The following is a 24,054-nucleotide window of genomic DNA, read 5'->3' as shown; positions in this document are numbered from 1 at the left end:
TAGGCGGGATTGTTCATCTCCGGAGAGCATGAGGCGCCGTTCCGGGTCGCCTGCAGGAGATGCGCATGCCACACGAAGGATCGTCGCCCGACTACTCACGGTTGTTCGGGGAGCTGCGGTTTCCCGAGAAGGACGACGCGCGGACGGTGTGGTCGCCGGCCGCGTACTTCGTGGAGCTGCTGGGGCTCCTGGAGGGGACGTTCGACCGGGTCGAGCTGCTGGAGCGGCGGCCCGACCTGAAACAGGTCGTGCTCGACTCGGAGAACACGTTCACCGAGACCGCCTACCTCGACATCGTCAACGAGGTGCTGGAGCGGCTCGCCGGGAGCGCGCCGTACGAGACGCTGGAAAGGGCCACGCATCCGTTCGGGCTGCCGTTCACGCTGCGGTCGGAACGGCTGCGGGTCTGCCTGGAGCAGCTGAAGGTGACGCCGGAGGAGCTGTACCGGCTGTTCGCCACGCACGTCGACCACGATGTGGCGGCGCGGGAGTACCTCGGGCTCACCCCCGAGACCACCGCGGTCGTCACCGGGTCGAGCACCGACCCGGCCGTGCTCGGGGAGCGGTACGGCCTCGCCGCCGGCGAGACGCTCGCGGTGCTGCTGGACGCGGGGCGGTTCACCGAGGCGACCGGGCTGGACCATCCCCGGATGCGCGAGCTCCTCGGGCTGGCCGGACAGGGTGGGCCGGTCACGCTGAACGAGGACGAGACCACGCTGGTGCCGCCGGACGGCGGTGCCGAGCTGCCGCCGGGCTGGCTGGACCGGGCTCACCGTCTGATTCGCCTGGAACGTGCCACCGGCCTGTCGCTCACCGACCTCGACCTCGTGCTGACCTCCTGTGCGCAAGGCCGGCTGGACGGTACGGCGCTGCGCGCGGTCGCCGCCGTCCTGCGGCTCGGCAAGGTGCACGGCGTCGAGGTCGGGCAGGTGTGCGAGCTGATCGTGCCGTGGCGTCCGGAGAAGGGCGTGACGGTCGAGGAGTGCGCGGGCGACATCCTCACCCATGCCAACCGCGACTACCGGTTCCGGCTGGCGGCGCTCATCGGGGTCGCCGAACCCGACGTCGTGGAGATCGTCCGGCGGTATCGGGAGCACTACGCGAAAAGCGAGCCGAGCCCGTTCGACCGGGGCAGGGTCACGCTCGCGGAGATCTCGCTGCTACGCCGGGTCGGGCTGCTGGCGTCGGCGCTCGGCATCGGCACCGGTGAGCTGTTCGACGTGCTCGTCGCGCTGGAGGGCGACCCGGCGCTCCAGCGGTATTCGACGTTCGCCGTCCTCGGTGAGGTGGGGTCGGAGATCCGCGACCTGCACCGGGTGCTGGAGGGCGGCGCCCCGGAGCCCGCGCTGTGGCTGGCGCAGACGCTGTTCGCGGTCGTCGGCTGGATGGGAACCGCCGGGTTCGAAGGCGCGGAGCTGGCCGAGATCCTCGGTGGGCGGCCCGACCCCGGCCCGTCGGACCTCGTCGCGCTGTTCGACCGGCTGAGCGGTGAGCTCGACGCCGTCGCGCTCACCCCGCAGGCGCTCGTGTCGAACCGGTTCGGGATACGGGCCGCCCGCGTCGTCCACGACGTGCTTGTCGCGTTCGACGACGGGGTCGTGGCCGCCGTCGGCAGCCGGCTGCTGGCGGTGGACCGAGTCAAGGCCGAGGCCGCCGCCCACCGGGCCGTCACCGACCTGGGCGTGATCTTCCCGTCGGATTTCACCGGGCTCGGCCTCGGCGACCGCCTCCAGGGGAAGATCTTCCGGAATCTCGTGTACCGGGCCGGGCTGCGCGCCGACGGGACGCTCGCCGCCACGCCCGGCGAGCTCGACCTGGCGGGTGACTTCGAGTCCCACCGCGAGATGCTGTTCAAGGCGGTCGCCGCCACGGTGAACGGTGTCGCCGCCTTCTACCCGTCGGATCTGACGGACTTCGGGGATATCGGTACCGAGCTGTACGACAACCTGATGTTCAACGGCTACCTCGACGAGGAGGGCGAGCTCCTCGATCCCGGCTTCTTCCTCGACCCGGACAACGCCGCGAAGTTCGTCGTCAACGTCGACCTGGCCGAGGCCGTGAAACCGGTCGCCGACCTGGTCCAGGAGCGGCTGGACCGCTTCCGCACGGAGGCGCTCACCCTCGACCCGGCGGTGCTGGCCGGGCTCCGGCTCACCGACGCCCAGCTGAACCGGCTGCTGGCGAGCCTGCGTTTCAACGGCCACCTCGACGCCGAGGACCGCTACACCGACCAGGCGGCGCTGCTCGGCCTCGCCCCGGACGACTTCGGGCTGGCCGCCGAGTTCGCGGTGCTGCGCAAAGCCGTCCTGGCCGCGCTGCGCAGCCAGATCGCGGCCTTCCACGCCGAGCTGACCACGTTCACCGCCGAGGATTTCCTCCATCTCGCCGACGACCTCGCCGCCAAGCGGGCCTTCAGGGCGCTCGACGGCGTCGATCTGGCCGACGGCCGGGTCGTCGACCCCGCGGTGTTCGCCGACCCGGAGGGCACGGTCGACCTCGGCTCGGATTTCAGCGCCGCCGACGAGGAGCTCGTGTTCGAGCACATCGCCCGGATGCTGCGGGACGAGGCCCCGTACCGGCTGGATCCGGCGGCGCTGACCCGCCTCGGCCTGACCGACGAGCAGCGCGCCGCGCTCCTCGGCCACCTGGTCACCGAGGGCAAGATCACCGAGCGGTACGCGGTACCGCCCGCTTGGCTGGGCTACTTCGCCAATGCCGACAACTCGCTCGACTTCGCGCTGCCCGGCATGGTCGACTACGCGCGGGACGTCTTCTTTCTGCTGCACGCCGTGGCGAAGGACCTGACGGCCGCCGTCACCGAGATCACCGACCGGCTCGTCGCGCTGGCCGACCGGCAGGACCGGACGCTCTACGCCTGCCTCGCCGACGTGCTCGGCCTCGACCAGGCCACCGCGCGTGCGCTGTGCGGTTGCGTCGCCGGCGGGGAACGCGAAGCCCGTACCCTCCTCGCGGCCCCCGCACTCGACCTGCCCAAGTTGCCCGACGACCCCCGGCTGCGCCTGGCCCACCGCCGGATCCGCCGGTTCGCGCTGCTCGCCGCCAAGCTCGGCCTGGACGCCGTCGAGGTCAGCGTGATCTTCGCCGACCAGGACCTCGTCGGCAAGTACCCCGAGCCGCTGACGCTGCCGCCGGGCGTCAACCGGATCCAGGCCCTGCTCGACGCCGGTGACGGCACGATCCTGCTGTTCGGCGACGACGGCGGCTACTGGACCTACGACGCCGTCACCCGGGCGCTCACGAGCCCGGCGCGCCACCCGCTCAGCGACCTGTCGCCGCACCTGGCCGTACTGTCGACGGTGGACGCCGCGTTCACCCGGCCGGACGGCGTCGCCTGGCTCGCCGGACGGGACGTCGGCGGCGCCGCGCTGGTGTTCACCCGCGAGCGGGGCGGGACCCGCTGGGCGCGGAAGACCCAGACCTGGGGAAAGATCAAGAACGCGTTCGCCGACCCCGCCCGGATCGACGGCGCGTTCACCGACAACGACGGCCGTACGTACCTGTTCGCGGGCGACCAGTACGTGCGCTACTCGGCCGGGTTCGACGCCGTCGACGAGGGCTATCCGCGTGACGTCGCCGAATGGCGGTCCCACGAGGGGCTGCCGGTGCCGGGGGCCAACGAGGCCGTGGACGCCTGCTTCCAGGACCCCGACGGGGTCGTGCACCTGTTCTCCGGCGACCGCTGGATCACCGTGAACGGGGAGCGGCCCGCCGCCGAGGTCTGGGGCCGGACCGGCTCGGCCTCCGCCGGCGCAACAAGCATCGACGCCGCGTACGCCGTACCGTCCGCCGTCCATCTGATCGCCGGTGGGGAGGTGCTGCGGTACTCCGACAGCCTGGAGAACCCCGGCGTCCACGCCGACGAGGGTGTGTCCCGCCGCCTCCAGGGTGTTCCGCCGCAGTTCGAGGGCGGGGTGGAGGCGGCCTTCACCGACCCGTCGGGCGTGGTGCACCTGTTCAAGGACGGCAAGACCGTCGCGCTGGACGGCACCTCCGCGACCATCGCGGCGACCGCCGAACGCTGGGGGGTGCTCACCCCGGCGCTGCCCGGCAACCGGGTCGACGCGGCGTTCGCCGGGCTGGACGGCCGTACGTACCTGTTCAGCGGCGACACCTACCTGCGGTACTCCACCGCGGACTACTCGGCCGCCGACCCGGGGTTCCCGCGGACGATCGCCGGTGACTGGGGCGGGCTGACCCGGGTGGACGCCTCGTTCGTCATGGACGGCCGTACCTACCTGTTCGGTGAGGGCGGCCTGCTGTTCGAGGTTCCGGTCGTCCACCAGGCCGACCTGGACGCGGGACGGCTCACACCCGCGCTGCGCATCCTCTTCCAGGAGCACGGACTCACCCTCACCGGGGTACGGGGGAGCGCGCCGCGCTGGGACCTCGCCACCGGGGAAGGCGTCGCCATCACGGTCGTCCGGGAAGGGCTGCGGCTGAAGGCGCGGGGCGACGGCTCCCGCTTCTACGTGCGCTACTCCACCCGCGACTACCGCACCCCCGACCAGGGCTTCCCCAAGCCGCTGGCGGACAACTGGTGGAACATGCCCGACGACCTGCGGCTCGACCCGGTCGACGCGGTGTTCACCGGACGCGATCAGCGGACGTACCTGTTCGCCGGGAGCCGGTTCGTCCGGTTCGACGCCCGGCACCGCTGGTGGTCGGAGCCGATGGAGATCCGCGAGAAGTGGGACAGCATCCCCTTCGACCGGATCGACGCCGCGTTCGTCGGGGTCGACGGCCGGACGTACCTGTTCTCCGGTGACCGGTACGTGCGGTACTCCGCCGACGACTACACCGAGATCGACGACCGGTATCCGGCTGCGGTGTCCGGTTTGTGGGGGCACGTCACCAACAATCTGGCTCGCTCCGGGCGGGTCGACGCGGCGTTCGTCCTCGACGTCGTCGAGAAGGTCGACGGTGTGGACGTGACCCGCACCCGGACGTACCTGTTCTCCGGCGACCAGTACGTGCGCTACACCGGGACCGACCTGACCGTGGTGGACCCCGGCTACCCGCGCCGGATCTCCGCGCTGTCCGCGGAACCGGGTCTTGCCGCGCTACCCGTACCACTCGACGGGGTGGAAGCGGCGTTCGCCGACCGGCGCACCGCCTACCTGTTCCGGGGCGGGGTGTGCCACGCGGTGTCCACGACGTCCTACCGTCGCTACGACGACCTGCCACTCGGCGACGTGCGCTGCGCCTACCTCGAAGACGGCTCGATCGTCGCCGAAACCGGCGAGGGCTGGCGGCGGCTGTCGGCGCTGGAGGGTCGCGCCGTCACCGCCGTCCCGTTCCGGCCGCGCACGCTGCGCACCGTGCCCGCGCGGTTCGCGAGCGGCCTCTCCTCCGTGCTGACCGGCGCGGACGGCACCACGTACCTGTTCACCGGATCGACCTGCTTCAACACCCAGCTCGGCCACGACTACCCGATCGAGCAGGAGTGGGGCCGCCCCCGCGACGTGCTGCGCGAGACCGGGGCGGTGGACGCCGCGTTCGTCGGCCGCGACGGCAAGACCTACCTGTTCAGCGGCGATCAGTTCGTCGTGTACGCCGCCGGCGCGTCCGTCGTCGAGGGCGATCCGCAGCCGATCGCCGCGCACTGGGGCGGGCTGGAGAGTGTCGCCCTGGCCTACGTGCACCGCGACCGGACCCACCTGTACGGCAAGCCCGGCCCGGACGGGCTGGTGCGGCACGTCGTCTACTCGGGCACCTCCTACACCGCGCCGGACGCCGGGTACCCGGTCACCACCCCGGCCGTTTTCCCCGGTGCCCCCGAAGGGTTCGCGCTCCCGGACGCCGTCCTGGTCGAGGGCACCACACTGGTGCTGCTGGCCGGGAAGCAGTGCGTCTCGTACGACGACCGCGCCGGCCGCTGGTCGGTGGTCCGCCCGATCGAACGGCTCTACCCCGGCTTCGGCCACGACCTGGTCGCCCCTGACAAGCTGCGCTCGGCGCTGCGCGCCTCCGACGGCGCCACCTGGTTCTTCTTCGGCGACACCTGTGCGGCCTTCCGCGACGACGCGTTCGGCCCGCGCGCCCCCGTCAGGGAGCATTGGGGCCTTTCCCCCAATCCGTTCCTCGCCCCGGGCGGCACGGTCGACGCGGCGTTCGTCTGGCGCGGGCAGTACACCTACCTGTTCTCCGGCGACCGGTACGTCCGCTACACCGGCCCGGTCTACCGCAACATCGACCCCGGCTACCCCAAGCCCGTCGCCGGCAACCTGCGCAAGGAGGAGCCGTTCACGCTGCTCCCCGAGGCCTTCGAGGACGCCCTCGACCGGCCGATCGACGCGATCGTCGGCAACGACCGCACGATCCACGTGATCGTCGGCGGGGTCTGCCACACCGTGTCGACGGCGCAGGCCGCCTCGTTCGAGCACGGCTCCCTCGGTCGGACCCGCAACACCTTCGCCGAGACCGGCCGGGTCGACGCCGCGCTCGTCGCCGACCGGAAGATCTACCTGTTCTCCGGCGACCAGTACGTCCGCTACTCGGGGTCCGACCGCACCCGGGTGGACGACGGCTACCCGCGCGCGCTCGCCGACCTCGCCGCCGAGCTGGGCCTGCCGCCGCTGCCGCCCGACTTCCAGGACGGCCTGGACGCCGCGTTCCGCGGCCCCGACGGCGTCATCCGGCTGTTCAAGGGGCGTCAATGCCTGTCCGGCGGGACTGTCGAACCGGTGAGCGGCCGATGGGGGACGGTCCGCAACGCCTTCGACTCCGGCCGCCTCGGCGCGGCGTTCACCGCGCCGTCCGGCGAGCTGTACGCCTTCAGCGGCGACCAGTACGTGCGCTACCCGGCCGACGGCCTCCTGGACCACATCGAACCCGGCTACCCCCGGACCTTCCAGCACGACTTCGGCGACACACCGGCCGACTTCCACGACGGCCCGGACGGCGCGTTCGTCCTCGACGGCCGCACCTACCTGCTCAAGGGCGATCGGTACCTGCGGTATTCCGGCCCCTACCACGTCGTGGACCGTACGTTCCCGCAGGATTTCCGGCATCGCTGGGCGGGCACCGCCGACTACCGGCTGAGCGACGTGCACACGATCGTCCGGTTCGCCGAGCTGTGCCGCAGCCACCCGGACGGCCTCGCCGCGTTCTTCCTCGACGGCGCCGACGACCCCTACACCTACCTGGCCGAGACGCTCGGGCAGCCCATCGACGAGGTGCGGTGGGCCCGGCGCAACATGGGGCTGCTGCGGGCCGGCACCCACGAGGAGCAGCTGTTCGAGATCGAGTTCCTGCTGACCCTGACGGACCTGTTCGCCGCGGCCGACAGGATCGGCACCGGTCCGTCCGAGCTGTACGACGTCTGGGCGAAGGTCTTCGGACCCGCCCCCGACCTGGAGGCGGCCGCCGGCACGCTGCACGCCGTACTCCAGCGGCGGACCGCCCCGCTGGAGTTCAAGGCCCGGTCGGCTCAGATACGCGACCGGCTGAACGTCCTCAGGCGCGACGCGCTCCTCGCCTGGCTCACCCCGAGGCACGGCGACTCGCGCGAGCTGTACGAGCAGTACCTCATCGACGTGGACATGGGCCACGAGGGCAAGACCTCACGGGTCCGCGAGGCCATCGCCGCCACCCAGCTCTACCTCCAGCGGTATCTGCTCGGCCTGGAGACCGTCGCGCTGCCGGGCGGGGCCGATCCCGAGGCCGTCCGGCTCCGGCTGCGGACCTGGTGGAGCTGGATGCGCAGCTACCGGACCTGGGAGGCCAACCGGAAGGTCTTCCTCTACCCGGAGAACTACCTGCGGCCCGAGCTCCGCACCCGGAAGACCCCGGCGTTCTCCACCCTGCAGGACGACCTGCTCCAAGGCGACATCACCGCCGAGGCCGTTCAAGCCGCGTACAAGCGGTACCTCGACGAGTACACCGAGGTCTCCCGGCTGGCCATCGCGGGCGGCTACGTCTACCGGCCCGAGGAGGCCGGCCCCGAGGTGCGGCGGCTCGTGCTCTTCGGCCGTACCCGCACCGAACCGCGCCGCTACTACCACCGCACCGCCGAGTTCCGCGACGGCGGGAAACTCTCGGCCACCTGGGATCCCTGGCTGAAGGTGGACGTGCAGATCGCCGCCGACCGGGTCCACCCGGTGCACGCCTTCGGCCGGGTGTTCGTGTTCTGGCCGGCCGTGGAGCCCGCCCCGGCCGGGGACCCGTCCACGACCACCGTCGTCGTCACCGAGGGATCGAGCGGGCACCAGCAGGTCAACGCGCCGCCGCCGCGCTTCCAGGTGAAGATCTACTACTCGTTCCGCAACCTCAACGGCGAGTGGGTGGCGGCCCAGGTGCTCGCGTCCGACGTGGAACGCGAAGGCATGATCACCGACGTCGGTCTCTACGTGCAGGCGTCGCGGAAGGTGCCCGGCGTCAGCGAACACGACGCGATCGTCGTGCAATGCTCCTACACCTACGGCGACAACCCGGTGAAGTCGGCGTTCACCCTGACTCCCGAGATGTACGCGCTGCCCGCCGGGACCACCGTCGCCCCGGCCCGGCCGACCGACCTCGACCGGCTGTTCGACGAACCCCCCGCCACCGCGATCACCGAGGAGCAGGTCGTCCGGTTCAACGCGCCCGCCGACAGCCAGGACGGACGCTGGTTCAGCGTCGACCACAAGGGCGGCAGCTTCCTGTGCCGTCCCGTGGCCGCCCCCGACGACCCCGCGCCGCTCCTGCCGTTCAAGGGCAACGACCACCGGCTGCCCACCACCTGGGACCGGGTCGACGCCGGGTTCCGCCTCACCGACGGCACCCTGTACTTCTTCGAGGCGGCCCGCGGCACCTACATCGCCGTACCGCCCGACAGGGTGACCTCGCAGCAGACCCGCAAACCGGTGGCCGACCGGTTCGGCGTCGTCGGCACCGCCCTGCTGCGCGACGGCGTCGTCGACTCCGGCGTCATCCGCGGCGGCAAGGTCTACCTGTTCGCCGGCGACGAGTACTACCGCCACCCGGCGAGGCCCTTCGGCACGCTCGACCCCGGCTATCCGAAGAAACTCGCGGACAACCCCGACGACCTGCCGAAGGGCTGGTCGAAGATCGATGTGGCGTTCACCATGCCCGGCGGGGCCGAGGTGCTCTACTCGCGGGCCCGCAACTCCTTCGTCGTGACCGGCTCCGGCAAGGGCCTCCAGTCGGCCTCCAGTGCGTGGGGGGTGCCCTCGACCGGCGTGGACCGGGTCCACCGGAGAGGCGACGAGGTCTTCCTCGTCTACGGCGACAGGTATGTACGGCTGAAGAACGACCTCACCGTGGAGCCCAGGTCCTACGCGCTCGCGGGCAACGCCGACCAGGTGCCCGTGCAGGCAGGTCCGGGGCCCGTCCTGCAGGACGGCTCGCTCGTGATCTCCTTCGACAACGACCGCGCGTCGTACACGCTGAAGGACGGCGGTACCACGACGAGCGGGTCCACCCGGGAACTCGGCCGGGTCCCGACCGGGTTCGGACGGACCGGAGAGGTCGACGCCGCCTATGTGGCCGGCGGCAGACTGTTCCTCGTCGGGCCGGACGAGTACGTGCGGTACACCCTCGTCGACGGCGGCGAGACGATCCCCGAGTACGTCGACGAGGGCTACCCCAAGAAGACGGCCCAGCGGATCCAGGGTGTGCTGACCCGCGGCGAGCGGCGATACGCGGTCGGCTCCGCCGGATACGCCCCGCTCGCCAAGGACTGGGAGCCCGGCACCCCGGTGACGTTCCTGTCGTACCAGGGCAACTGGCGCGGACTGCCCGACGGGTTCCCCGGCGACTTCACCGGGCTGCTGGACGGCGGCACCGCCCTGTACCTGTTCCTCGGGCCGAACTACGCGGCCTACCCCCTCGACGACACCGTTCCCCGCCCGTACGAGATCGCCGCGCTGCCCACCGAGCTGGTCCGGCTGACCTCCAGCACCGCCTCCGAACTGAACCGGCGGCTGCTCGCCGGGGGCGTGGACGCGCTGCTCGACCCCGTCGGCCAGGAGCTGGACGAGCTGCCCGCCTTCAGCACCGCCGCCTCGGACGCCAAGACCGTGCGGGTCAAGCAGGAGCTCGCCGAGCACGTCCCGGTCAGCTCGCACCTGGACTTCGACAGCGCCAACGGCCTCTACCACTGGGAGATCTTCTTCCACGCTCCGCTGCTCATCGCCCAGGCGCTGAACGGCGCGCAGCGCTTCGAGGAGGCCCGCCACTGGTACGAGTACGTCTTCGACCCGACCCGGCCCGCCCGCTACTGGCGGTTCCTGCCGTTCCTCGCCGTCGACGTCGCCGCGCTCGTCGCCGAATGCCGGCAGGACCTCGCCGCGCTCGGGTCAAGCGTGGTCGAGTCGCGGCTGTCCCCGATCCTCACCGAGCTGGACGCCCTCGCACCCGCGTTCCGCCGGGCCCACGACCTCACCGCCGAGCAGCTGACCTACCTCGCCGACCTCGCCGGATCCGGCCTCGACGCGGTCAGGGCGGCCCTCGCCGCGCTGCCCCGCGGCCCCGTCGCCGACGGGCTCGGCGAACGCGTCGCGATGATCGGCGGGCTGCGCCGCCAGTACAACCTGATGGGGGACCGGGAGGCGCTCGTCCAGGCCTACCTGGACGACCCGTACGACCCGCACGCCATCGCCCAGCTGCGTCCGGAGGCCTACCGGCGGGCCGTGGTCATGGCCTACATCGACAACCTGCTCGACTGGGGCGACATGCTGTTCCGGCAGTACACGGCCGAGACCGTCGACGAGGCGCGGATGCTGTACATCTACGCCTACGACCTGCTGGGCTCCAGACCCGTCACGCTGGGCCCGGCGGCGCTGCCGCCCGCGGCGCCGTACTCCCGCGATCTGGGCGACGGACCGGGTGAGACCGGGCATCTCACTGCCGACGGCGCGCTGCTGGAGGAGGCGGGCGCCGTGCACGCAGGCGTGGCCCACCCCTACTTCTACGTACCGGGCAACGAGCAGTTCCTGGAGTACTGGAACCGCGTCGAGGACCGGCTCACCAAGATCCGGCAGTCGCTGGACATCATGGGGGTCAGCCGGCCGATCCCGCTGTTCGACCCGCCCCTGGACGTCATGGCGCTGGTACGGGGCGCAGCCGGCGGCCTCACCGCCGACCAGGTCGTCGCGGCGGCGGCCGCACCCGTGCCGGCCTATCGGTTCGAGTTCACCCACCAGCGGGCCCGCGAACTGGCCGACCGGCTCCAGCAGCTCGGGAACAGCCTGCTGGACGCCATCGACCGCCGCGACAACGAGGAGCTGACGCTCCTGCAGAACCGCCAGGAAGGCGAGATCCTCGCGCTGACCAAGCAGATCAAGGAAACCCAGGTCACGATGGCCGAGGAGAGCCTCGCCGAGGCCCGCGACGCAAAAGCCGCCGCCGAGGACCGGGTCGCCTACTACCAGAAACTCATCGACGAGGGGATGTCGCCGCTGCAGCAGGCCCGGCTGGCGATGCTGGCGATCGGCGCCGTCGCGCAGTTCGTGGCCGGCGGGCTGAAGATCGGCGCCGCGATCGCCTCGGGAGTGCCCCAGGCCCTCGTCGGCCCGTTCATCATGGGCACCGAGGTGGGCGGCGAACAGGTCGGCAAGGCCCTCGAAGTCGGTGCGGACGTCTCCTCCTCCTTCGGCGAGGGCTTCAGCCAGCTGGCCGAGGTGCTCGGCGTGCGGGCCGACCACGAACAGCAGGAGCAGGACTGGAAGTTCCAGCGCGACACCAGCCGCTCCGACGTCGTCCAGCTCGGCCACCAGCTCACCGGCGCCGAACTCCAGCTGGCCGTCGCCCGGCGCGAGCTGGAGATCCACAACCGGGAGATCGCGCACCTCACCGCCGTCACCGACTTCCTCACCGCCAAGTTCGCCGGGCCCGAGCTGTACGGCTGGATGGTCGGGCAGGTCTCCGGGCTGTACTTCCAGACCTACCGGTTGGCCCACGACATGGCCCGCGCCGCCGAACGCGCCTTCGAGGCCGAGCGCGGCACCGCACCGGGGCTGATCAGGGCGACCTACTGGGACTCCCGGCGCAAGGGCCTGCTCGCCGGAGACCAGCTCGCCTTCGACCTCGACCGGCTCGGCCAGGCCTACTTCGACGCGGGCGGGCGCGGCCTGGAGATCACCAAGCGGGTGTCGCTGCTCCAGCTCGACGCGACCGCCCTGCTGGCGCTGACGAGCGGGGGACGCTGCGAGTTCGCGCTCACCGAGACCCTCTTCGACCGGGACTTCCCCGGCCACTACCGGCGGCGGATCAAGACGGTGAGCGTCGCCTTCGTCACCGCCGACGGGCCGGTCACCGCCAACGCGACCCTCACCCAGATCGACAACAAGACCGTGCTCTCGCCCGACCCCAAGGCCGTGCGCTTCCTGCTCGACCCCAAGGGATCCCCGCCCGAGAGCATGCGCGGCGACTGGCGTCCCGGCCAGCGGGTCGCGCTGTCGGAGGTCGACGACGGGCGCGAGGACAGCGGCCTGTTCGAGCTGCGCTACGACGACGAACGCTACCTGCCGTTCGAGGGGACCGGCGCGGTGTCCCGCTGGCGGCTGGAGACCCGCAAGCCCCCGGCCGGCCTGCTCGACGTGGTGATCACCGTGCGGTACACCGCCGAGGACGGCGGCGAGACCTTCGCCACCGCCGTGCGGGGCATGCTCAAGCCCTACCCGTCGGCGCTGTTCCTCGACGTCGCCGCCCGGTTCCCCGACGCGTGGGACGACTTCACGGCCGGCGGCGGTGCCGAACTCCAGCTGCCGATCACCCCCGACCTGTTCCCCGCGATGTCCGGGCGGCAGGTCACCGGGGTCGTGGCGCAGTACGGGGCGGCGGGCGGGAGCGCGCGGTTCCTGCTGCACGGCGATCCCCGGCTGGCGCTGGCCCCGGGCAAGCTCGTGCAGACGCCCGGCCTGGTCGCGGGCACCCGCGCGTGGCGGCTCACCGTCACGGGCGACCCCGCCGCATTGGACGGCTTCTCCCTGATCCTGCTGTACCGGGCGACCCCCTAGCACCGACCCCCAGCGAGGTGGAGCATGAGGCCTTCCAGTCCCAGCAAGTCGCGTTCGCCATCGCCGAGCCGGGGCCATACCTCGACCGGGAGCCGTACCGGCTCGGCGACGCACCACACGGCGCTCAAACGGAAGCGGACCGGCTCGGACCCCGGCGAGCACGACGTGACGTCGTCGGGCGGGTCGCGGGGACCGCGCCCGCTCACGATCGAGAAGCGCGACCTGCCCGCCATGCAGCGGGTCCAGCTCGTTCCGCACGTCGCCGTCAAGGACGACAAGATCACGAGTATCCGGTTCGGCAGCACCCGGACGCCTTCGCCGTTCGGCGGCAGAATGGGCGACCACACCGGCTCGTGGGCGAGCGTCGTCAACTCCGTGCACGCCTCCCTGTACGGCAAGTCGCCCAAGGAGGCGGTGCAGGAGCTGCGCGCCAAGCAGCAGAAGGCCCAAGCGTGGATGAAGGAGGAGAACAAGAACTCGCCCGGCAGGAAGCTGTGGGACACGCTTGAGCCCGACGACCAGGACAGACGCCAGGACGCCCTGGGACACTACGCCGCCCAGGTGGACGACCTGCTGAACCGGGCCGAAGCTGCACTGGCCAAGCCGCCCGGCAAGGAGGCGACGTGGGAGGCCACCGACCTGCTGTCCGAGGCGATCGGCTACCACCTCTCCTATCGCAACTTCCTCCCGTACGCCACGGTGCCCGCCGAGAGTGAGGGCGGCTCGAAGGGGTCCGGGGAGGGGACGGCACGCACCTACGTCATGGCCGTCGAGAAGAATGCGAAGGCGACTCTCACCCCGGCCGAGCAGGAGCAGACGAAGAAAGCACTGTGGCAGCTGTTCTCGACGGAGGCCGCGGTCCGCGAGGCCGACATCGGACGCGCCGTCGCACCGAAGCGGATCGAGAAGACCGTGAAAGACATCGACACGGCGACGACGCAGGCCACCGAGCTGCAGAAGCTGATGCCAAAATTCGTCATCCCGTCTGCGGGGCCGGCGAAGAAGCGCAGGAAGCTGACCCCTTCGGTCGGCGACTACGCGACGTTCACCACCACGTTGACGAGCATCGCCGACAAGGTCAAGGACCTCGATAAGTCGGAATACCCGGCAATACGGGAAATGGGGCAGCTGATCGCCCAGACAGCCGGGCGACTGCAGACCCTCGCGCTCGGGGTGACCCCCAAGGACTCCGATGGGCTCGAAGAGGCCGGTGAGACCCTGACCGAGTTGTCCGGGAAGCTGACCGACCTGAAGACGTTCTTGAACGGCGACCGGGACAAGGCCCTGGACAACAGTGCACTCATCCTCGCCCACCTGCTGCACGAACACCAGACGACCGTGGCCGGCGCCTACCCGGGCGCCGTCGTCAAGTCCGGATTCCTCGGCGACGACCCGGCCAAGGCCGCCACCCGCAAGCTCACCGAATACCTGAAGGGGCGGCCGGACATCGAGGCGGAGGGCCCGGAGATCGAGAAACTGGCCCGCCGCATCGAGGACCTGTATCCCGCCCTCGGCGACAAGCCGGCTCCGGCCAAGGACAGCGCGTGGACGGCGGACGCCGGCACCGGCGGCCTCGTCACCGCCTTCCGGGACGGCAAGCTCGTCGTCCAAGGCCGGCCGCCCGCGCCGCGCGGGATCGACGGCATGGGCTCGCACACGACGGCCTGGGTGGCCGAGGTCGGGGCAGTCGAAAAGCTGGTGGACGGCACCGCCAGAAAAGACGTCCCCAAGAAGCTCGGCGAGGAGGTGGACGGCGACCTCACCGGCGATCTGATGGGCAAACTCGCCGTACTGCTCCCCGCCCAGCAACTGGAGGGCGGGCAGCTGTCCGCCGTCTTCGACGCCGCGGTGGACGTCAAGTCCGCCGGATCCCCCGAGGATTCGGTCAACGCGTATCTGAGGTTCCGGAACCTGCTGCCGTACGCCACCGTGGACGCCGGCGACCGGGGCGGCCACGCCGAACGCCGCGGCGCCAAGGCGTCCGTCCTGTTCGACAAGGAGTCCCTCGACAAGGCGACCGAGCAGAAGGCCCTCGACCTCGAAGGCAAGAGCACCGACGAGACGATCAAGACGATGCGCGCGACCGCCAAGGAACTGACCGACACCCTCGACCGGAGCGACGACGTCGTGATGACCGACCTCGACGACGAGACCGCAACGTCCGAAACATCCGGTCGGCCGTGGAAGCACTACAAAGAGATAGCCGAGGCCGTCAAAGCCACCGCCGCCGCCTTGACCGCGAAGGCCGACGAGTTCTCACGCGACCGCACCGCGCGCAAGCCAATCAACACCGCCGTCCTCAGAGCCACGATCATGTCCGTCCGCAGGAAGGAGCACGACAGGGTCTACGCCCTCGCCAACCCGAAGGCCGCGACGGGCGGGACCACCTGACCGGCCGGACAGCCACTGCAGGTCGGCTCGGATCGGCGAGGACATGGGTCGCGGACCCGAATCCCGGGGTTCACTCTCCCGGCGGGCCTCCGGCCTCCGGTTCCTGCCGGGCGAGCCGCCTGGTCCCGTCGGGATCCCGGGCCACTCGCCAGCCCGGCGGTGACATCACATAGAAGTTCTCGGGGAGGACGACTCTGTCAAAATCGGTATCCACGGCGAAGGAGGCCCCGCTGAACCGGGTGCTTCCGGCCAAGCGGACCCCGTTGAACTCGGCGACCCCCGCAAAATCGGCCATGGAGAACTCGGCAACCCCGCTGAAAGTGGCTCCGTCAAACCAGACACCTTGAAACCCGGCCCGTTTGAACCCGGCGTACCCGGCGAAGGCAGCCCAGGTGAAGTCGGTGAACCCGGTGAAGCAGGCCTCGGTGAACGTGGCGTCCTCGGTGAAGCGGGCTCCGCCGAATCCGGCCTTCCCCAGGAAGGTCGCCCCGGTGAAGTCGGCGTTCCGGCACTGTCGACGACTCATGTCCCACGCGTCAAGGTGGGCTCCGGTGAGGTCCAGGTCGGTGTCCGGCCAGAACCACCCCTCCTTGCCGGGGTTCAGGTGGGTGAGGAGAATCCGCTGGGCGATGCGTCGCACCTGATGCTCACCCTCGCTTTCCGCAAGGGAACCGGCCGGTCGGCTCGCAGGGCCGCCCGGCGGCTCCGGCTCACCTTGATCGCCGGGGGAGGGCGGGCCGCATGGCATGCGAAGGTAGGCACAGATCACGTTCACGATGGTCTGCCTGTGCCCCGGGTTCTCCTGGGCCAGGCGTTCCAGCGCGTACAACCCGGCCAGCCGCACCGGCGGCGTGTGGTGGCCAAGCTGCTCGGCGGCCGCGGCGTACAACTCGGCGACCCGGCGCTCGGTGACGTCGTGCTCGCTGATCCGGGCGGCGGTCTCCTGGTGGCGCCGCTTGCGGAAGACAAGCCTCAGCGCGATGGCCGCCCCGGCCACCAGGAGCAGCGAGACGGCCACCCCGATCCCGGCGCCTACCGCCAGGAGGGTGAGCAGCGCTCCGGCGGCGGCGGTTGCCGTTTCCGCAGGGCTTGGGGTGGCCACGGGCTCAGCCGGGGAGAACGGGAAGACGGCGGCCGCCGACGGTTCCGGCAGTAGCCACCCCGCGATGAGAACGATCCCGGTGATCACGGGCACGGCACCGGAGCCGGTCCACCAGGAGGCTGGGAGGCGCGACGACGGGGTCGCCGCCGCTGCCGGATCGGGTGAACGTCGTGGCCGGCGGCCCCGGGTCAGGGAATTCACGGTCTTCAGCTCACACCGTTTGCGGCGGCCGGGTCGACCGGATTCACCAGGTTGTGATCACCAAGCCGGATCCCCCGGTGCCGGAGGCCGAAGACACCTCCTGACGCGGACGTCGCTACTTCCCGGACTTGTTCAGGTTGTCGCGTACCGTCTTGGTGATCGGATGGTCGGCGCCCAAGATCCGGTCGCAGTCGGCCAGGGTGGCTTCGTACAGGGGGATGGCGCGGGCCGGGTACCCGGCCGACTCGTAGACGCGGGCGAGGTGGCCGCGGGATTTCAGGGTGTCGGGGTGGTCGGCGCCGTGGAGGCGCTCGCAGTCGGCCGCGATCTCTTCGAGCATGGGGATGGCGCGGGTCAGGTCTCCGGCCGCCACGTGGGCTTGGGCGATGCCGGCGGCCGCGAACAGGTCCCCTGCCAGGTCCGCGGCCCTCCGGGAAGCGCGGGCGAGGTTGTTGCGAGAGGTCAGCGTGTCGAGGTGGTCGGTGCCGAGGACCCGTTCCTGGCCGGCCAGGGCCGTCTCGTACAGGGGGACGGCGTGGGCCAGGTCTCCGATGGATTCGTAGGCGCGGGCGAGGTCGGCGCGGGATTTCAGGGTGTCGGGGTGGTCGGTGCCGAGGGCCCGCTCCCGTTCGGCCAGGATGTCCTCGTGCAGGGGGACGGCGCGAGCCGGGTGTCCAGCCGACTCGTAGGCGCGGGCGAGGTCGGCTCGGGAAGCCACCGTCTGCGGGTGGTCGGTGCCGAGGGCCCGCTCCCAGTCGGCCAAGGCGGTTTCGTAGCGGGGGACGGCGGGGGACGGGTTCCTGGTTGCCTCGTCGGCGCGGGAAGCCGACGTGTGGGGGTGGTCGGGTTCCCGCTCGGTCAGGGCCGTCTCGTACAGGGAAGCGGCGCGGGCCGGGTCTCCGGCCGCGTGGTAGACGCGGGCGAGGTTGCCGCGGGAGGCCAGCGTCTGCGGGTGGTCGGTGCCGAAAACCCGCTCGCAGTCGGCCAGGGTGGCTTCGTACAGGAGGATGGCGCGGGCCGGGTCTCCGGCCGCGTGGTAGGCGCGGGCGAGGTTGGCGCGGCACGTCAGTGTGTGGGGGTGGTCGGTGCCGAGGGCCCGTTCGCAGTCGGCCAGGGTGGCTTCGTACAGGAGGATGGCGCGGGCCGGGTCTCCGGCCGCCTGATAGGCGCGGGCGAGGTTGCCGCGGGAGGCCAGGGTGTCGAGGTGGTCGGCGCCCAGTACCCGCTCGTTCACGGCCAGTGTGGCTTCAAGCAGGGAAGCGGCGCGGGCCGGGTTCCCGGCTGACTCATAGGCGCAGGCCAGATTGCTGCGGCAGTTCAGTGTGTGGGGGTGGTCGGTGCCGAGGATCCGCTCGCAGCCGGCCAAGGCGGCTTCGTAGAGGGGGATGGCGCGGGCCGGGTCTCCGGCCGCTTCGTAGGCGGCGGCGAGGTTGGCGCGGGAGGCCGCCACGTGGAGGTGGTCGGCGCCGAGGGTCTCCTCCAGTTCGGCCAGAGTCTCCTTGAGCAGGGAGACCGCCCGGGTGAGATCGGCCAGTTCCGTCAGGTGCACACCGCACCAGATGCGCAGGATCAGCAGGCGTTCGAGCAGGGCCGCCTCGCCGGTGAGGGCGTGCAGGGCGTCGGTCTGCTCCAGCAGGGTCTCCACCGCGCCGCGTGCGGCCCAGGTGTGTACACCGTCGGGGATCCGGCCGTTGAACGCCTCCAGGAGCCCGATCGCCTGGTCGATCGCGGTGGACAGGTCGCCGTCGTGGATGGCGCGTTCACGGATCACCCGCTGGATGAGGCGGTGCATGACCACCGCCGTGCCGTCTTCGGTGCGGCCGATCAGCGAGGTGGCGACCAGGGCGGCCAGAGCCTCCTGCGTTGCGGCGGCCGCGGCCGGGTCGGTGGGCGGCGGGTCGCCCAGACCGGGGTCGGCGCCGCCGGTGAGTACGGTGACCGGGACGCCGGCGGACGACAGCACGGCCAGGACCCGCAGCAGCCGACCGGCGTCGGGGAGGGCGTCTTCGGCCTGAGTCACCGAGAGCAGGACGGCTTCGGCCGTGCCGGCGGGGTGGGTGTCGCGTACGGCGGGCGTACGGCGGTCGGCCAGGAGCCGCCGGTAGGCGGGGTAGGTCGGCTGCCGCCGGGCGATGAAGGCGCCCGCCTGGGCCAGGGCCAGCGGCAGGAACCCCAGCTCGTGGGCGAGCGCCTCCGCTCCGGCGGGGTCGTCGAGGCCGGTGCGCCCGATCAGGAACCCGGTCGCCTGCTCGGGGGTGAAGGCGTTCACCTCGAGGGCCGGGTACCGGTCGTGGAAGGCGCGGTTGCGGGAGACGAGCAGGACGCGGACCGCACCGTCGGCCGGGCACCATTCGGTGATGTGGTCGACCTGGGCGGCGTTGTCGAACACCAGCAGTCCCGGCTGCCCTGCGGCAGACCGGGCCGACAGCCATTCCCGGGTCTTGTCGGCCGCGGTGACGGCGTCGTCGCGGCCGTAGCGCAGCCCGAGCCGGTGCGCGAGGCCGGCCAGCCCGGTGACGATCCGGTCGGGTGTCTCGGCGTCGATCCAGGCGACCACCGGCCATCCGGCCTGCCGGCAGGCCCAGGCGTAGCTCGCGACCAGCAGGGTTTTGCCCACCCCGGCGGTGCCGGTGACCGCCGAGACGGCGGCGGCTTTGACTTGGGCGTGCAGGAGCTGCAGCAGCTCCTCGCGGAGCTGGAAGGCGGTAGGCCGGGCGGGGACGCCGCCTTCGACGGTCTGTCCGTCCTGTGGGGAAGGGCTCGGCTGTGCCGAGGCGACGGTGATGTTCCCGGCGACGTGGGCGATCCGGGTCAGATCGCGATCCACGCCGGTACGGATCGTCGGCTCCGGGCCGGGGCCGGGGGGAGCGGTGGTCATCGGCGGCCGACGATCACATCGCCGCCGGTGCCCGGCTCCGTCATGTCCACGCCACCCTGGCCCGTACCGGGACATCCATCCTCATACCGGCCATCATTGATCACCTTGTGAGTCCCGGCAAAGTGATTTCCGGATAGGACGTCGTGCCTATGGCGCGAAAGCGTGCAGGACGGACACGAATGTGCGGGCGCCCTTGTGGAAGAAGTCGAGGAGCATGTTCTCGTCGGGGGCGTGGTTGGCTTGGTCGGCGTTGCCGTACGGCACGATGACCGAGGGCAGCGCCAGGGTCGAGGTGAACACGAAGTCGGGCACCGTTCCGGCCAGGGACGGGTAGACCAGCGGCGGGTGCTCCCAAGCGAACTCGACGGCCTGGGAGACGCGCTCGACCACCGGGGAGTCCAGCGGTGTCCGGGACGGCTTGACGGCGCTGATCACGTCCACCTCGACGTCGGGAGCCTGCGCGCGCACCCATTCGGTGATCAGCCGGGCGACGTCGTGCGGGTCCTGGTCCGGGACCAGGCGGACGTCCAGTTTCGCCGTGGCGGTCGCGGGGATGACCGTCTTCATGCTCGGGCCGGTCCAGCCCGAGCCCAGCCCGGAGACGTTCAGGTTGGGGCGGAGCAGCACCCGGCCGAACCAGTCGGAGGGCGAGTCCACCCGCGGGAGCATCTCGGACGCGGGGATCGGCCAGGTCAGCGGGAGCGCGGCCACGGCGGCCCGTTCCTCGTCGGCCGGTTCGGCGACGGCGTCACAGAACCCGGGAACGGCGATCTCGCCGTCGTCGCCCCACAGTGAGCCGATCACCCGGGCGAGTTCGAGCGCGGCGTTCCTGGAGACGCCGCCGAAGTTCCCCGAGTGACGGTCGGCCGAGGCCACCCGCAGGGTGAGCTCCAGGTACAGCAACCCGCGCGACCCGCACAGCACGACGGGCCGCCCGCTGGGATGGACGGCCCCGTCCGAGGTGTAGGCGAAGTCGGCCCGGAGCAGGTGCGCGTGCTCGGCGACCCACCGCTCCAGGTTGGGGCTGCCGATCTCCTCCTCACCCTCCACGATCATCACGACGTTGACGGGCAGCCGCCCGTAGGCCTCGAGCACCGCCTTCATCGCCAGCAGCTGGGCTAGATGCTGCCCCTTGTTGTCGGCCGTGCCGCGGCCGTACATCCGGCCGTCGCGGATCACCGGCGTGAACGGATCGGACGACCAGGCCGACAAAGGCTCGACGGGCTGGACGTCGTAATGGCCGTACACCAATATCGTCGGAAGGCGATCGGATTCCTTTCGCTTTCCAAAGACGATCGGGGCGCCACCGGTCGGAAGCACCGCGGATTCCAGTCCGCAGTCGCGCATCAGCCGCGCCAGCCTTTCGGCGACGGGGCCGAGGTCATCGCCTTTCGCGCTGACCGCGGGCTGGGACACGATTTTGGCGAGGGTCCGCTCCGCGGCGGCCCTTTCCCGATCAAGACGTTCAAAGGGAATACGGCATCGCCCACGCCACGGATTGTTCGCATCAGGATAGTCGGCCATTCCGCCATCATGCCCGCGCCGCGCGGCCGGGCCAACCGCGGATCCACGTGGACCGCCCACGGTCCGCGACGCGGCCGACACCCTCCGAAAGGCGGCGCCGTCAACCGCTTTGGCCCATTTGACCTGCATAAACTATCGTGACAGCACCGCAGGCACCACCCTGCGGCGGCCCCTGGACGGCCTGGCCGGGCCACGTCGTGATCCCCATCCAGTAACCACTACGGCCGGATTGGATATCGACCGCCCGGGGCCGCCCGGATAGTTTTCCCGCATACCAACCCGCCGACACGAGAAGACGAGGGACATGAATAGCGCGGATGTTGTTTTCCCGGTTTCGACATCGTTTGACGGCGGAACGGAAGTCGATCGCGAGCAGCTTTTGTTCCTGCACAACGAATTCCTCCGGGCCAACGACGACCTGGATTACGAGCGGCTCAAGACGGTTTGGGATGACAATCCCGAGAACCGGCATTACAACACCAACGGGCACACCTACGACGGGCTGCCCGACTGGGAGAACATCTGGAACTTCTATCGCCCGCAGTTCAGACTCCTCAGCCCCTATTCGCCGGGCCGGGTCCGGATCGTCGTACGCGGTGACATGGCCTGCATCAGCGCCGACTACGTCAGCCGGCACAAGGAGTGGATCGGGCACACCTCCGAGCACAACCCGAGCTGCTACCGCGCCACCCAGGTGGCGGTCCGGGACTCGGGCGACTGGAAGATCATCCACGCGCACTTCTCGATTCAGGACACCGGCCCCCGTCCGGACCTCGCCTGATGACCTTCTCGATCGTGGCGCGCGACCCGGCCGCGGGTCTCTTCGGCGCGGGCATCGCCACGGCGCGCCCCTGCGTCGGAGGCCGGACGCTCATGGCGCGCCGCGGGTCGGCCGTGGTGGTCACCCAGGCGACCGTCAACACCCCGCTGGGGGTCGGGATCGCGGACGCCCTGGACGGCGGGGGCTCCCCGGCCGAAGCCTTCGACCGAGGCCTGTCGGCGGACCCCGGCCGAGACCGCCGACAGCTTCTGGCCGTCTCGCTGGCCCATGATCCCCATGTGTACACCGGGCGCGAGGTGCCCGACGAATCCGGCGACCGGGTCGGCGACCACGTCGCGGCGGCCGGAAACCTGCTGCGTGACACCCGGGTCCTGGACGCCGTGATCGCGGGATTCCAGGCCGGGACGGGCGATCTCGTGAGCCGGATCGTCGACGCCCTCGACGGCGGTGACCGGGCGGGCGGCGACGCCCGGGGCAGGCAGTCGGCCGCGGTGCTGGTCTACGACCGGACGGGCCACCCGCTGGTCGACCTGCGGGTGGACGACGCGCCCGACCCGATCGCCGCGCTGCGAAAGCTGCACGACCTATGGGACCGGTGCTGGGGCGAGTACGACCGCACCGGGACCTTCCCGCCGGCCACCGCGTATCCGCATCCGTATCCGGCGGGCGGCGGCCCGGGATGACGGACGCCCGCCGGAGCCGGGCGCCGCCCGCACCCGGCCACGGGCTTCCCGCTCGTACGACGCCCCTTTCCCACCCGCCCGTCGCGGCGTTCGCGGCGGTGCCTGCTCACAACTTCTCGGCCACCCCCCGTTCTCCAGACCCATCCGAGAGAGGTATCGCCCATCATGAGTGATGTCCCCATCGCCGCTCCCACGTCGAGCGGCCGCGTGGAGGTCGACCCCGCCGCCACGAAACGGATCGTGCGCGCCGGCACCATCGGCACCGTCGTCGAGTACTACGACTTCGGTCTGTACGGGTACACGGCGACCGTCCTGGCCAGGGTGTTCTTCACCGACGCGGACCCGACGACGGCGCTGCTGTCCAGCCTGATCGTCTTCGGGGTGGCCTTCCTGATCCGCCCGCTCGGCGGGGTCGTGTTCGGGCACATCGGCGACCGGTTCGGCCGCAAGCACGCGCTCGCGCTGACCATCATCGGCATGTGCGCCGCCACCTTCGTGATCGGCATCCTGCCGAGCTACGCCGCGATCGGCATCGCCGCCCCCATCCTGCTGCTCCTCGCCCGGCTGGTCCAGGGCCTCTGCGCGGGCGGTGAGCTCGGCGGCGCGGCGACCTACATCGCGGAGAGCTCACCCGAGGGCCGCCGCGGCTACCTGACCAGCATGACCCAGATGGGCTCGATGCTGGGCCTCATCGGGGCCTCGATGACCGTCGCCCTCATCACCTGGCTGGTCCCGGCCGACTCGCTCGACTCGTGGGGCTGGCGGATCCCGTTCCTCATCTCCCTGCCGCTCGGCCTGGTCGGGATGTACATCCGGTCCAAGCTGGAGGACTCGCCGGCGTTCCAGTCGGTGGCGAAGACGGAGAAGGTGGAGTCGGCTCCGTTCCTGACGGTGGTGAAGCGGCACCGCGCCGCCGTCCTGAAGGTCATCGGCATCAACGTCCTGGCGGCGCCCGGTTACTACATCGCGTTCGTGTACTCGAACATCTTCCTGCAGCGGCAAGGCGGGTACGCGACGAGCACCGCGACCTGGATGACGACGTCGTCCCTGGTGGTGGCGACCGTGGTCATCCTGGTGGCGGCCAGGGTCTGCGATCGTGTCGGTCGCAAGCCCGTCCTGCTGGCGGGAGCCGTGGGATTCGCGGTCCTGGCGATCCCGGCGTTCCTGCTGATGCAGAGCGGCACGATCGCGGTGGCAATCCTCGGCCAGCTGATGCTGGCGGTGTGCGAGGCCACCATGATGGGTTCCATCCTGGCCACCCTCGCCGAACTGTTCCCGGCGACCATCCGCTACTCCGGGATCGCCCTCGGCTTCAACCTGGCGCACGCCGCCTTCGGCGGCACCGCCCCGTACCTCTCCACCTGGTTGATCGATGCGACGGCGTCCCCGCTCGCTCCCGCCTGGCTCGTGATCGGCTACGCGGTGGTCGCCATCGTGACCGTCCTCAGCCTGAAGGAGACGGCGCACAAACCGCTGCGCATCGAATGAGCAGGCCGGGATGACAGGAGTCGCGA

8 protein-coding genes are annotated in these 24,054 nt (G+C 71.1%); 5 read left to right on the top strand and 3 right to left on the bottom strand.

The features are described 5' to 3' along the window. Positions 1-65 precede the first annotated feature (65 nt). Both RUR_RS03615 and RUR_RS03610 read left to right on the top strand, forming a co-directional pair. Positions 66-12,980, top strand: a complete 12,915-nt coding sequence (locus RUR_RS03615; RefSeq protein WP_283133404.1) for a Tc toxin subunit A-related protein — start codon at positions 66-68, stop codon at positions 12,978-12,980. 24 nt (positions 12,981-13,004) lie between these two features. Then, positions 13,005-15,371: a hypothetical protein gene (locus tag RUR_RS03610; RefSeq protein WP_283133403.1), complete on the top strand. Its 2,367-nt coding sequence runs from the start codon at positions 13,005-13,007 to the stop codon at positions 15,369-15,371. Between the two features lie 70 nt (positions 15,372-15,441). Here the strand turns inward: RUR_RS03610 and RUR_RS03605 are convergent, their stop codons facing one another. The 3 genes from RUR_RS03605 to RUR_RS03595 form a co-directional block, all read right to left on the bottom strand. After that, complete coding sequence (locus RUR_RS03605) at positions 15,442-16,566, bottom strand: pentapeptide repeat-containing protein (RefSeq protein WP_283133402.1); 1,125 nt, start codon at positions 16,564-16,566, stop codon at positions 15,442-15,444. A gap of 223 nt (positions 16,567-16,789) precedes the next feature. Continuing rightward, complete coding sequence (locus RUR_RS03600; RefSeq protein WP_283133401.1) at positions 16,790-19,552, bottom strand: tetratricopeptide repeat protein; 2,763 nt, start codon at positions 19,550-19,552, stop codon at positions 16,790-16,792. Positions 19,553-19,699: 147 nt separating this feature from the next. After that, a complete protein-coding gene (locus RUR_RS03595) occupies positions 19,700-20,968 on the bottom strand; it encodes a M20/M25/M40 family metallo-hydrolase (RefSeq protein WP_283133400.1) in 1,269 nt (422 codons plus the stop codon). 487 nt (positions 20,969-21,455) lie between these two features. Between RUR_RS03595 and RUR_RS03590 the strand changes: the two genes are divergently transcribed. The 3 genes from RUR_RS03590 to RUR_RS03580 all read left to right on the top strand — a co-directional run bounded on the left by RUR_RS03590 (position 21,456) and on the right by RUR_RS03580 (position 24,028). Then, positions 21,456-21,857, top strand: coding sequence for a nuclear transport factor 2 family protein (locus RUR_RS03590; protein WP_283133399.1), 402 nt, complete (start codon positions 21,456-21,458; stop codon positions 21,855-21,857). Continuing rightward, positions 21,857-22,540, top strand: a complete 684-nt coding sequence (locus RUR_RS03585) for a DUF1028 domain-containing protein (RefSeq protein ID WP_283133398.1) — start codon at positions 21,857-21,859, stop codon at positions 22,538-22,540. The genes RUR_RS03590 and RUR_RS03585 overlap by 1 nt, the downstream gene beginning before the upstream one ends. Before the next feature lie 165 nt (positions 22,541-22,705). Beyond that, positions 22,706-24,028: an MFS transporter gene (locus tag RUR_RS03580; protein ID WP_283133397.1), complete on the top strand. Its 1,323-nt coding sequence runs from the start codon at positions 22,706-22,708 to the stop codon at positions 24,026-24,028. Positions 24,029-24,054: the final 26 nt, after the last annotated feature.

Origin of the sequence: Rhizohabitans arisaemae (assembly GCF_025996515.1) — a bacterium.
Lineage (GTDB): Bacteria > Actinomycetota > Actinomycetes > Streptosporangiales > Streptosporangiaceae > Rhizohabitans > Rhizohabitans arisaemae.
The sequence above is the reverse complement of the archived record's forward strand: the minus strand, read 5'-3'. Positions and strand labels throughout refer to the sequence as shown.